The following is a 14,233-nucleotide window of genomic DNA, read 5'->3' on the forward strand; positions in this document are numbered from 1 at the left end:
CGAGGCGCTGAAGGCGCAGTTGTCGCGCAGCCTGCCGGAGTACATGGTGCCGGCCCAGTGGCTGTTCCTGGACGCTTTGCCGTTGAGCCCCAACGGCAAGCTCGACCGGCGCCAGTTGCCGAGCCCGGCACAGGGCGTTGCGGCGCCGGCTTATCGGGCGCCGCAAACGGCCTTGGAACAGCAGGTGGCACAGATCTGGGCGAGCGTTCTGGAGTTACCGCAAGTCGGGCTCGACGACGACTTCTTCCAATTGGGTGGGCACTCGCTGAAAGCCGCGCAGATGGTTGCCAAAGTTCGCCAGGCCTGTGCGTTGGAGTTGTCGCTCAAGACCGTCTTCGACCATAGTCGGCTGCAGCCTTTCGTCCAGGCGTTGAGTGGTACGGCGGCCCCGACCCTTCCCGCGATTACACGGGTCGAGCGTGGTCGGCCGTTGCTGTTGTCCCATGCCCAGCAACGCCAATGGATCATTGCTCAGCTAGAACCCCAAAGCAGCGCTTACCATATCCCCATGGCACTGCGCCTCGATGGGGCACTGGATATCACCGCACTGCAGGCCAGCCTGGATCAACTGGTGGCTCGCCATGAGTCGCTGCGCACCCGCTTTATCACCGTACAGGGTGAACCTCGGCAGGTGATCGACGACGTCAGGGTGGTGTTGCAGACAATCGACCTGGCCGCCGACGGCGACCTGGAAACCCTCATGCAGGCGCAGATTGAGCAACCGTTCGATTTGGCCCAGGCACCACTGATGCGCGCCAACCTTGTGCGCTGTGGGCATGAAGCAGTGCTGCTGCTGACCCTGCACCATATCATTGCCGATGGTGTATCCGTGCAGTTGCTGGCGCGTGAGTGGATCGACCAGTACCGTGCACAGGTCGAGGGCAACGAGGCTATGCTCGCTCCGTTGGCAGTGGAGTACGCAGATTACGCCCAGTGGCAGCGTGATTGGCTGGAGGACGGGGAACGTGCACGCCAGTTGGCCTACTGGACAGCTCGCCTTGGTACCGAACCGGTCACGCAGGAACTGCCCCAAGATCGCCCGCGACCGGCAGAGCAGAGCTACCGGGGCGACCGCGTGGCGTTGCAGCTGGACGCGCAACGTACTGCGGCACTGCGGGCGCTGGCCAGTCGCCACGGTGCATCGCTGTTCATGGTTTTGTTGGGGGCGCTGCAGGCAGTGCTGCACCGCTACAGCGGCCAGAATCGCGTGCGTATCGGCGCGCCCGTCGCCAACCGCCACCACGGCCAGACCGAGTCGATTCTGGGCATGTTCGTCAATACCCTGGTGCTTGACGCCGACATTGACGCACACATGACATTCGAGGGCCTGTTGGCCCAGGTCAAGGCCCGGGTGCTGGAAGCGCAGGCGCATCAGGATCTGCCCTTCGAAGAACTGATCGATGCCCTGCAGCCTGAGCGTAGCCTCAGCCGCAACGCCATCTTCCAGGTATCGCATAACCATCAAGTGGCAGCGCAACTGCAACGCTGGAGCGAAGCGGCGGGAATTCGCGTAGAGCCTCTGGAACTCCCGACCCGGCACAGCAAGTTCGACCTTACCCTCAACACCCTGGAAATCGGCGATGCGTTGGAAGCGTCGCTGATTTTCGCTCTTGACTTGTTCGATGCGAAAACCGCCGAGCGCATGCTCGGTCATTGGCAGGCGATGCTCGATGCAATGCTGGCAACGCCAACTTTGCCCATCGCCTTGGCCGAATTGCTCGGCCCTGCGGAGCGACAACAATCGCAGGACGCGGCCATGGGCCTTGGTTTGCAAGCTAACGCCGACAGTGTCGTCGAGCTGTTCTGGCATGAAGCCGCTCGGGTGCCGGAAAAGCTGGCGGTGGTCGCTGATGGCGTGGAGCTTTCGTACCGTGACTTGCGCAAGCTCAGTGGCTATCTGGCTGCGCAGTTGCGTGCCCACGGGGTGGGTGCCGAGCACTGTGTAGGCCTGGTTGCGCAGCGCTCGGTTCACAGCGTGGTTGGCTTCATGGCGGTGTTCGAGGCCGGAGCCACACTCGTGCCGGTCGACCCTGGCCTGCCGCCATCGCGTCAGCGTCAAGTGTTTGCCGATTGCGCGGTTCGCATGGTGTTGAGTGCGTCCGACGAGGTAACGTCCGTGTTGCCAGAAGCAACCCCGTGGCTGCAGATCAGCACGGACCCGGTGCTCGCGGCCAACACTCAGGGGGCGCTGCCGAATCCGGCACAGGCTGCCTATGTGGTGCACACCTCAGGCTCGACCGGCCGCCCGAAAGGGACGGTGGTCAGCCACGGCGCATTGGCGCACTACGTCCAGGCGGTACTCGAGCGCCTGCCATGGCAGGCGGTCGACAAGGTGGCGATGGTCTCGACGCTTGCTGCTGACCTGGGCTACACCCTGCTGTTCGGTGCCCTTTGCTCGGGGCGCACGCTGCACCTGCTCGATACACAAACCGCGACCGATGCGCAGGCCATGGCCCGCTATTTCAGCAGGCACGGTATCGATGCGTTGAAAATCGTGCCGTCGCATTTGGCTGCCTTGCTGCAAGCGGACAACGCTGCCGCGCTGCTGCCACGGCATTGTCTGATTCTCGGCGGCGAGGCGTGCTCCGGCAGCCTGCTGGCGCGTATCCATGGATTGGCGCCGGACTGTCAGGTGGTCAACCATTATGGCCCCACCGAAACCACAGTGGGCGTATTGGCCGGGTTGGTGGCACCGGGGGCTGAACGTGTAGCCCTGGGGCAGGTACTGGGTAGCAACCAGGCTTGGTTGCTCGACAGCGGCTTGGCGCTGGCGGTGGCAGGACAGCCGGCCGAGTTGTATGTCGGAGGGCCTTCACTGGCACGAGGCTACCTTGGGCGCCCTGGCGCCACCGCCGAGCGTTTCGTACCGGACCCTTTCGGCGCTGCCGGACAGCGCTTGTATCGAACCGGCGACCAACTGCGCTGGCAGCAAGGTGCTTTGTATTATCGCGGTCGAGTCGACGACCAGGTGAAAATCCGCGGTTATCGTGTGGAGCCTGGCGAAGTCAATGCTGCGGTGTTGGCTTTGGAGGGGATCGCCGAGGCTGCTACCTTGGCAGTGGCAACGGCGGCGGGCCAGCAACTGGTCACCTACGTGGTGCCTGGCCAAGGCCAGCAAGGCAGCCATCTGCTTGAACAATGGCGATCCCAGCTCGCCCAGCGTCTGCCTGATTACTTACTACCTTGGCGGATCGTGGTGCTTGATGCATTGCCGATCAACGCCAACGGCAAGCTTGACCGCAGCGCCTTACCCACGCCGCAGGCGCAGCCGACGGTCGACCTGGCACTGCCAGCCAGCGACCTGGAGCAGCGCCTGGCGCAGATCTGGGAGCAACTGTTGAGCGTGTCTCCGATCGGCCGTGAGCAGAACTTCTTCGAGCTGGGTGGCGATTCGATCGTGTCCATCCAGATGGTCAGTCGCGCCCGTCAGGCTGGCATCCACTTCACCGCACGGCAGTTGTTCCAGCACCAAACCCTAGCGGCGCTGGCCAGGGTTGCTACGCTGGCCGAGCCGGCGAGTTCGCATGATCAGGCGCCAGCCACTGGTGTGACGGCATTGTTGCCGATTCAAAAGGCCTTCTTGCAGGCACAGGTTCCACACTCGGACCACTGGAACCAGTCGGTCTGGCTGGACGTCGGTGGCGATGTCGACAGCAAGCGCCTGGAAGCTGCGCTGCAGGCGCTGATTGCGCATCATGATGCGTTGCGCCTGGCGTTCACTGAGCACTCAGGGCAGTGGCAGGCTCAATTCCAACCCTTGGCCACGTTGCAGGCGTGCTGGCAGCAGAGGCCTTTGTTGTGGCAAACCGGCAACCATGCACTGGCCGACCTGGAGGCATTGGCCGACACCGCACAGCGCAGCCTGAATGTGAGCCGCGGCGAGCTGGTGCGCGGTGTACTGGTCAACCTCGACGCCGGGCAGCAACGTTTGTTCCTGGTTATCCATCACCTGGTGGTCGATGGGGTGTCCTGGCGAATCCTGCTCGAAGATCTGAACCGGCTGTACGCAGATGGCCGCGATTCTGCCCAGGTCCTGGCGAACAAGACCAGCAGCTTGCGCGATTGGGCCCACTGCCTCGAAGCCCATGCCCGTGGCGATGATGCTGGGCAGCGGGTGGCGCAGTGGCAGTCGCGCCTGACAGGCGGCGAAAGCGTCTTTCCGGGCCACCGCCGCGAGGGCAGCCTGGCCAGCGCACATGCCCGCAGTATTCAAACGCGGCTGGACGCCAGCATGACTCAGCGACTACTCACTCAAGCGCCGGCTGCCTACCGTACTCAGATCAATGACCTGCTGCTGACTGCCCTGGCCCGCGCCCTGCGGCGCTGGAGTGGCAACTCGCAGCATCTGGTGGAGCTGGAAGGGCATGGTCGTGAAGCGTTGAACGACGCGATCGACCTCAGCCGTACCGTCGGCTGGTTCACAGTCAAAGCGCCTTTGTGCCTGCTTGCCAGCGATGATCTAGGTGCTGACATCAAGCGCACGAAAGAAGCCGTGCGCGAACATGGCCTCAACGCCTTGGACTTCAGTGCGCTGCTGCAGGGTGCCGACGGCGTGCTACGCGAGCAGTTGCAGGCATTGCCCAAGCCCCGGTTGACCTTCAACTACCTGGGCCAGCTCGATGACAAGGGGCGTAGCGGCGCTGAAACAGGCTTCGTTCCGGTGGGCCATCCACGTGGCCAGGAGCGCAGTGAGCAGGCGCCGCTGGGTAATTGGCTGACACTCAATGGCCAGGTGTACCAAGGTGAGCTTGGTTTCGCCTGGACCTACAGCAGCGAACAGTTTGATGCAGCCGCTGTCGAGCAACTGGCGCAGGTTTATAGTGAAGAGCTGCAGGCAGTCATCGCCTTCTGCGCAGAGCCTGGCAACCGGGGGGCCACTCCCGGCGACTTCCCTCTGGCCGGCTTGACGCAGGCGCAACTGGACCAACTGCCGGTGGCGGCCAGCGAACTGGCGGACATCTACCCCTTGTCCCCCATGCAGCAAGGTATGTTGTTCCATACTCTCTACCAGCGGCAGGGCAACGACTACCTCAACCAGTTGCGTGTCGACATCAGTGGGCTTGACCCACAGCGCATGGCCCGAGCCTGGCAACATGTGCTAGATGAACACGACGTGCTGCGCGCCGGGTTCGCCTGGCAGGGCACCCTGGAGCGGCCGTTGCAACTGATACACCGGCAGTTGGTGCTGCCTTGCCAGATGCTCGACTATAGCGATCAGGCCGATCCGCAGGGGGCCATCGAGCGCTTGGCCTGCGAGGAACGCGAACAGGTACGAGACCTCGGCGCTGCGCCTCTGCTGCGTGTGGCGATGGTCAAGGTGGCAGAAAACGCCCACCACCTGATCTACACCCATCACCATATCCTGCTAGACGGCTGGAGCAGTTCGCGCCTGCTCGGTGAGGTGCTTCAGGCCTACGCGTGCGAACGCGCAACGCCGGCCGTTGGCAGCTATCGCGACTATATCGCCTGGCTCGGCACCCAGGATACGCAGGTCAGTGAACAATTCTGGCGCAGCCAACTGGCACCGCTCGACGAGCCTACCTTGCTTGCCACGGCCTTGCCTGCTCCCGTGGCTGGCGGACGGGGCATGGGCCGGGTCGACGCTGGCCTGGATGCCCCAGCGATGGCAGCGCTGCAGCGCTTTGCCCGTGAACGCAAGGTCACTGTCAACACGGTGATTCAGGCAGCCTGGTTGCTGCTGTTGCAACGCCATACCGGCAAGCGTGCGGTGGCTTTCGGCGCCACCGTGGCAGGCCGACCAGCGCAATTGCCGGGTATCGAGCAGCAGTTGGGCCTGTTCATCAATACATTGCCAGTGGTTGCCGACGTCGCCCCCCAGCAAAGGGTGGCAACATGGCTGCAACGCCTGCAGGCGCAGAACATCAGCCTGCGTGAGCAGGAGCACACGCCGCTTTACGACATCCAGCGGTGGGTGGGCCAAGGTGCCCAGAGCCTCTTCGACACGCTGCTGGTGTTCGAAAACTATCCGATCTCGCAGGCGCTGCGCGACGCTGCACCCGCTGGGCTTGGCTTCGGCCCGGTGAACAACGTCGAACAGTCCAACTACCCGCTGGCCCTGGCGGTCAACGCTGCAGACCGGCTGCACCTGCAGTTCAGCTTCGCCTGTGAGCATTTCGCACAGGCCAGCGTCCAGGCCGTGGCAGACCGTTTCCTGCTGCTGCTGGAACAACTGGTGGCGAGCACGCCGTCGACCCTTGTCGATGAACTGGACATGGTCGATGCGCAGGCTCAGGCTCGGCTTCTGGCTGCCGGCAGCGCCTCTTGCTCGCTCGCGCTGCCGTTCGCCGCCGTGCACCACACCTTTGAGGCCCGGGTGCGTCAACAGCCGCAGGCTACGGCACTGGTGTTGGGCGAGCAGCGCCTGAGCTTCAGTGAACTGGACGCCCGTGCCAACCAGCTGGCCCACTACCTCGTGGAGCAAGGGGTCGGCGCTGAGGTACGAGTCGGCGTGGCCTTGGAGCGCAGCGTGGAAACCGTGGTGTGCCTGTTGGCCATCCTCAAGGCCGGCGGTGCTTACGTGCCGCTGGATATCACGTATCCGGCCGAACGCCTGGCCTACTTGATGACCGACTCGGGGATGCACCTGTTGCTCACCCACAGCCATCTGAGCGCGGCCTGGCCGCAGGCCGATTCAATGCGTATGGTCAGTCTCGACCACTTGCAGTTGCATCACCACTCGGCCCTGCCACCTGATGTCGCCATTGACCCGGCACAGCTGGCCTACCTGATCTACACCTCTGGCTCGACAGGCTTGCCCAAGGGCGTGGCTGTGGCCCATGGCCCCTTCGCCATGCATTGCCGGGCCATTGGCCAACGCTATGAAATGAGTGCGCAGGATTGCGAGCTGCATTTCATGTCGTTCGCCTTCGATGGGGCCCACGAGCGCTTGTTCACCAGCCTTACCCACGGTGCACGCGTGCTGTTGCGTGATGGTGAGTTGTGGACTGCGCAGCGCACCTACCAAGCAATGATCGACGAGGGCGTCAGCGTGGCGGCGTTCCCACCGCTGTACCTGCAGCAATTGGCAGAGCACGCCGAGCAACACGGCCAGCCGCCCAAGGTGCGGGTGTACTGCTTCGGTGGCGACGCAGTGCCCCAGGCCAGCTACCACCGAGTCAGGCAGGCACTTCAGCCCACTTGGATCATCAACGGCTATGGCCCCACCGAAACCGTGGTGACCCCCTTGCTGTGGAAGGCTGCGGCGCACGAGGATTGCGGTGCTGCCTATGCGCCCATTGGCCTGGGCGTAGGTGATCGCAGTGTGCTGCTGTGCGATCCCGACCTGCACTTGGTACCCGTGGGGCTGAGTGCCGAGTTGTACCTAGGGGGCGATGGCGTGGCGCGCGGTTATCTTGGCCGTCCGGGCATGACCGCCGAGCGCTTCGTGCCTGATCCGTTCGCGGCCGATGGCAGCCGCCTCTACCGCTCAGGCGATCTGGTTCGCCAACGCGCGGACGGGGTGATCGATTACCTCGGGCGCTCCGACCAGCAGGTGAAAATCCGTGGCTTCCGGGTGGAGCTGGGTGAGATCGAGGCCTGCCTTGGGCGTCAGCCGGGGGTGCGCGAATGTGCGGTGGTGGCCCAGGGCCAAGGCAGTGCTCGACGCCTCGCCGGTTACGTGGTGCTGGACGCTCAATCACAGGGGCAGGGGCCGCATATCCGTACAGCCCTCAAGCAGCAGTTGCCCGAGCACCTGGTTCCGGCGTTCGTGGTTGAGATCGACTGTTTGCCACTGACGCCCAACGGCAAGCTCGACCGCAAGGCATTGCCTGATCCTCAGCAAGCGTTGCCGGCCAGCACCTACCGTGAGCCGCAGGCCGAACACCAGGCCCTGTTGGCGGCTATCTGGCAGGAGGTGTTAGGGGTGGCCAGGGTTGGCCTGGACGACAACTTCTTCGAACTGGGTGGCCATTCGTTGCTCGCCACCCAGGCCACGGCCATAGCCCAGCTGCGACTGGGCTGCGACATAGCTCTGGACCTTATCTTCAAAGCCGACACGCTGGAGGCCTATGCCTTGGCGGTGGAACAACGAATGAATACCAATTTGCACGCGGACCTAAGCGACATGTTTGACTTTATGAACGAGCTGGAGGCGAACTGAGCCATGACCGAGTCCACCAACATTGCGCTGGTTCAACGCTTCATCCGTCTGCCTCAGGCGCAACGCCGGGCGTTTCTCGACAAGCTCCAGAGCAAGGGCATGAGCCTGCGTCAATTGCCGGTCCCACCTTGCCAGCCGGCCGATGAAGCGTTGCCGCTGTCCTACGCTCAGCAGCGGCAGTGGTTCCTGTGGCAACTCGAGCCTGCGAGCGCCGCGTATCACATTCCCATGTCCATACGCCTGCGCGGTGAGTTGAACGTGGCGGCACTGGCCGCCAGTATCGCCGCCCTGGTCGCGCGTCACGAAAGCTTGCGCACCGGGTTCGAGCAGGATGCCGACGGTCAGGCCCACCAGGTCATTCACCCGGCGCAACCCTGGACATTGGTTGTCGAACCGTTCGGTACGCTAACGGAACACACCCAGGTACGCCTTGAGCAACTGATGGACGACGAGGTGCGCCAGCCGTTCGATCTGACCTGCCCGCCGTTGCTGCGTGTGCGTCTGTTGCAACTGGACGAGCAGGATCATGTGGTACTGCTTACCTTGCACCACATCGTTTCCGATGCCGTATCCATGCAGATCATGGTGCAAGAGCTGATCAACTTGTACGATGCGCACTGCCAAGGGCGCCCAGCCGACCTCGCGCCTCTGCCGATCCAATATGCCGACTATGCCATATGGCAGCGTACCTGGATGGAAGCAGGCGAACGTGAACGTCAACTCGCCTACTGGACCGAGCAACTGGGGCACGAAGCGTCGCTGCTGCAGCTGCCGCTGGACCATCCACGTCCTGCCCAGCAGAGTTTTCAGGGGGCACGGTTACCCTTGGCCTTGGCGCCGCAATTGAGCGAAGGGTTGCTGAAGTTGGCCAAGCGCGAAGGGGTAACCCCGTTCATGCTGCTGCTGGCCTCGTTCCAGGTCTTGATGCACCGTTACAGCGGGCAGGCCAACGTGCGTGTGGGTGTGCCGGTGGCCAACCGTAACCGCGAGGAGATTGCGGGCCTGATCGGCTTCTTCGTCAATACCCAGGTGTACTCGGCGGATCTGGAGGCCATGCAGCCGTTCAACGCGTTCCTGCTGCAGGTAAAGGAAACGGCTCTGGCCGCCCAAGCACACCAGGATTTACCGTTCGAGCAATTGGTCGAAGCGCTGCAGCCTGAACGAAACCTCAGCCACGCCCCGTTGTTCCAGGTAATGTTCAACCACCAAAGCGAAACGCACGTACGCAACGGGCCACGCTTGTCGGGTATCAGCGTCGAAGGCCTGCACCGCGAACAACCCACAGCCCAGTTCGATCTGGTACTCAACACGTTGGAAACGGCAGAAGGCTTGCAAGCTACGCTGACCTACGCCACAGATCTTTTCGAGGCCGCGACTGTCGAGGCCATGGCCGCGCATTGGCAGCAGTTGCTTGCCGCCATCGTGGCCGAACCAACGCTGCCAGTGGGCGAACTGCCGTTGCTCGGCCAGGCGCAGCATGACGCCGCAGTTGTTGCCGGGTATGCCGCGCCGAACGTGGCCGAGCCCTGGTTGCCTGTGCACGTGCACATCAGCCGACAGGTACTGCGTACGCCCGATCGTACTGCTGTAAGCCAGGGTGACCGAAGCCTGACCTACCGCCAGCTGGAAGACAGGGCCGAAGCCCTGGCTGGGCAGTTGCAGGTGCAGGGTGCAGGCCCCGACGTAGCGGTTGCGGTGTTGTTGTCGCCGGGTATCGACCGAGCGGTTGCGATGCTGGCGGTGCTCAAGGCAGGGAGTGCCTATGTGCCGCTGGATCCTGGGCTGCCAGACGAGCGTTTGCAGTTCATGTTGACCGACAGCACCGCGCGCTGCGTGCTGGTGGACGCGCAGACGGCCCCGCGCGTACCGGCTGGGCTGGAGCGGCTGGACCTGGACAGCTTCGCGTACACGCCAGCGGTCTGTCGGCAGGTGGCATTGTCGCCGGACAATCTGGCTTACATCATCTACACCTCCGGTTCCACTGGGCAGCCCAAAGGTGTGTGTGTTCGTCATGAGGGGTTGAGTAACCACATGACCTGGATGCAAGGTTACCTGCAACTGAACCCGCAAGACCGGGTGCTGCAGAAGACTGTGGTTGGCTTCGACGCGTCAGTGTGGGAGTTCTGGCTGCCGTTGATGAGCGGGGCGCGACTGGTGATGGCCTCGACGGCGTTGACCGATGACCTGTCGTTGCTCTGGGACGAAGTCCAAGCGCAGCAGATAAGTGTGTTGCAGATGGCTCCATCGTTGCTGCAGGGGCTCATGCCTGCACCTGGTGACGCACGTGTGGCATCTCTGCGCGCATTGCTCTGTGGCGGCGAGGCATTGCCACGCGCTTTGGTCGAGCAGTGGCAGGCACGTTCGTCTTGCCAACTGATCAACCTGTATGGCCCTACCGAAGCGACCATCGATACCTGTGCCCTGCGTATCGAACGGCTGCCCCAAGGGGCGGTGGCAGCGCTGGGCCAACCGATCGCCAATGTGCATGCGCATGTGCTTGAACCAAGCCTGCAACCTGCGCCGGTCGGTGTTCCCGGCGAATTGCTGCTGGGCGGCTTGGCGTTGGCGCGGGGTTACCTGAACCGCCCCGGGCTCACTGCTGAGCGTTTTGTGCCCGACCCCTACGGCGAGCCCGGCACGCGCTTGTACCGCACCGGTGATCTGTGCCGCCGTGATGCCGAGCAGAGCCTGCACTACCTTGGACGCCTGGACCACCAAGTGAAAATCCGTGGCCTGCGTATTGAACTGGGCGAAATCGAAGCCCTGCTGCGTGGGCATGGCGCAGTCGCCGAGGCCGTGGTGCTGGCACAGGGTGAAGGGCAAGGGGTGCAACTGATCGCCTACCTGGTGGGGCGAAACGGTGCACTCGACGACAAGGCTACCCTGCAGGCATTGCGGCGTGACCTTGAAGGTCGTTTGCCCGGTTACATGGTGCCCTTGCACTGGGTGTGCCTGGCGGCCCTGCCTTTGACGCGCAATGGTAAGCTCGACCGGCGCGGGCTGCCGCAACCGCAGGCGGTGTCAGGCCAGGCGGTGCCCGTGGCCCCGAGCAATGCCTTGGAGGCGCGCCTGGCAGCCGTGTGGTGTGATGTGCTCAAGCGTGACAGCGTGGGCATCCATGACAATTTCTTCGAGCTGGGAGGCGACTCCATCGTCTCCATCCAGCTGGTGAGCCGGGCCCGCCAGGTCGGCATCCATTTTTCGCCCAAAGCCCTGTTCTTGCACCAGACCGTCGCGCGCCTGGCCCAGGTCGCGCAATGGCAGGACGATACCCAGGCGGTACGTCGTGAGCCTTGGACCGGTAGCGCAGGGCTGTTGCCCGCGCAGCAGCGGTTCTTCGAGTCCGTTACCCAGGAGCGCCACCACTGGAACCAGTCAGTGCTGTTGCAGCCAAGTTCGCCACTCGACCCCGCGTTGTTGGAACGAGCACTGCAGTTCCTGGTCAAGGAGCATGAGGCGCTGAGGGTCAAGTTCGTCGAAGCCGATGAAGGTTGGGCGGCGCATTGCGTGCCAGCGGATGGCGCAGCGATGCTCGAACGAATCGCGGTCGCCGACGAGCAGGGTATCGAAACGCATGGGCAACGCTTGCAAACCAGCCTTGACCTGGGCAACGGCACATTGATGCGCGCAGCCCTGTTCGAGTGGGGCAACGGCGAGCAGCGTCTGTTGCTGGTCATCCACCACCTGGTGGTCGATGGCGTGTCGTGGCGTATTCTGTTCGAAGACTTGCAGCGGCTGTATGGCCAGTTACAGGCAGGACAGCCGATGCTGTTGCCCGCGCCGACCAGTTCTTTGCGAGACTGGGCCGAACGTATCAGGGCCTATGCCACTGAGCCGCAGCGCAGCGAGGAAATTGCCTACTGGGAAAGCCAGGGCCAGGAAGTGCTGAACGATCTTCCAGGACGGCGCTGCGACGGCCCGCTTCTGCACCGCGACGTCGACACCGTGCACACCCGCCTGGACAGCGAAACTACCCGCTCTTTGTTGCAGGAGGCGCCGTCGGCTTTCCGTACCCAGGTCAACGACTTGCTGCTGGCCGCACTGGTGCGTGTGCTTGCCCGTTGGACCGGGCATGACGCACAACTGATCCAGATGGAAGGGCATGGCCGCGAGGACCTGTTCGAAGACATCGACCTGACCCGTACCGTGGGCTGGTTCACCAGCCTCTACCCGCTGCGTCTGCAAAGCGATGCCGATTTGGGGCGTTGCATCAAGGGCGTCAAGGAGCAGCTGCGCAGCTTGCCGGCCAAGGGCGTCGGCCACGGCGTGCTCCTGGGCTATGCGCAACCAGAGGTGCGTCAGCGCCTGGCTGCACAGCTCAAGCCCCGAGTGAGCTTCAACTATTTGGGGCAGTTCGATGGCAGTTTCTCTGACGAACAGGTATTGCTGCGCCCTTGCGCTGGTGACAAAGGTAGCGATCAAAGCGAACTGGCGCCGCTGGAGAACTGGCTGTCGATCAATGGCAGGGTGTTCGAAGGTGAGCTGAGCCTGGGTTGGAGCTACAGCCGAGAGATGTTCGATGCGCCCCTGATGCAGCGCTTGGCCAATGATTATGCTGAGGAGCTGCGGCAGTTGGTGATGTACTGCGTCAAGGCCGAAAACGGTGGCCTGACGCCTTCCGATTTGCCGCTCGCCGGGCTGGATCAAGCGCAGATCGACCGCTTGCTGCCGTCGCCTCGTGCTGTGCAGGATGTCTACCCACTGTCCCCGATGCAGCAGGGCATGCTGTTCCACAGTGCGTTCGAGGCCGCGGCCGGTCATTACATCAACCAGATGCGGGTCGATGTCACTGGGCTGGATGTCGAAAGATTCCGCGATGCCTGGCAGGGCGTGGTGGATGCCCACGACATCCTGCGCAGCCGCTTCCTCTGGCAGAATTCCCTGGGACAGCCCTTGCAGGTGGTGCTCAAGGCGCAGGCCGTGCCGTTTGACGTTCGGCCCCAGGCCGATGCCCCGGCGCTGCAGGCGATTGCCGATGAACAGCGTGAGCGTGGCTTCGACCTTGCCGAGGCCCCCGGCCTGCGCCTGGTGTTGATACCGATCGACGCGCAGACCTGGCATTTGATCTACACCAGCCACCATGTGTTGATGGATGGTTGGAGCACCTCGCAGCTGTTCGGTGAGGTGTTGCAATGCTATACGGGCCAGGTCGTCGAACCCATGGCCAGCCGCTACAGCGATTACATCGGCTGGCTGGGTACACGTGATGCCGAGGCCACCCAGCGCTTTTGGCAAGGCGCGCTTGCGCAGTTGCAGGCGCCGAGCCTTCTGGCCGACAGCCTGCCGCGGCCTTCGCAGGGGCAAGGCCATGGCCATGTGACCATGGCGCTGGAGGCGCATGCCACCGAGCGCTTGAGCCATTTCGCCAGGGACAACAAGGTGACGGTCAACACCCTGATCCAGTCTGCTTGGCTGCTGTTGCTGCAGAAATACACTGGCCAGGCGACGGTTGCGTTCGGTGCCACGGTCGCGGGGCGGCCACCGGAGTTGCCGGGTATCGAGCGGCAGATCGGGTTGTTCATCAATACCTTGGCCGTGGTTGCCGAGCCACGCCCTGAGCTGTCGGTGCAGCAATGGTTGCAGTCTGTACAGGATCACAACCTGGCGCTGCGCGAATTCGAGTATGCGCCGCTGTACCAAGTGCAGCAGTGGGCAGGCCGTGCGGGGCAACCCCTGTTCGATACTTTGCTGGTGTTCGAGAACTATCCGGTTTCCGAGGCATTGCAACGTGGTGCGCCCGACCAGTTGCGCTTCGGCGGCATCGACAACCACGAGCAGACTCATTTTCCGTTATCGGTGACCCTCGGCATGAGCGACCGTTTGGTCGTACATATGAGCTATGCCCGCGAACGCTTCAGTGAATGTGCCGTGGAGCGCCTCTGCGAGCATCTGCTTGGCCTGCTCGACAGCATGGCACTGTCGTCAGCCCGTCCGTTGGGCGAGTTGCTGTTGCTGAACGAGGCAGAGCGACTTCAAGCGGCTGCGTTCAACGCTACCGCCACCCCGTACGACCTGAACCAGACCGTGCACGGGCTGTTCGAGCAGCGTGTGCAGGCGACGCCTGACGCACCGGCTTTGCTGTTCGGTGAGCAGCAACTGAGCTATGCCGAA

Annotated in this window: 2 protein-coding genes; both read left to right on the plus strand. The window is 63.2% G+C overall.

What is annotated here, in order from left to right:
• Positions 1-19: 19 nt before the first annotated feature.
• Positions 20-8,122: a non-ribosomal peptide synthetase gene (locus F3J45_RS29360; RefSeq protein ID WP_205300740.1), complete on the plus strand. Its 8,103-nt coding sequence runs from the start codon at positions 20-22 to the stop codon at positions 8,120-8,122.
• Positions 8,123-8,125: 3 nt separating this feature from the next.
• Positions 8,126-14,233: non-ribosomal peptide synthetase (locus F3J45_RS29365; protein ID WP_167070851.1), on the plus strand; the 6,108-nt coding region annotated here is incomplete at its 3' end.

It is taken from the genome of Pantoea sp. Ap-967 (assembly GCF_011752565.1).
Taxonomy (GTDB): Bacteria; Pseudomonadota; Gammaproteobacteria; order Pseudomonadales; family Pseudomonadaceae; genus Aquipseudomonas.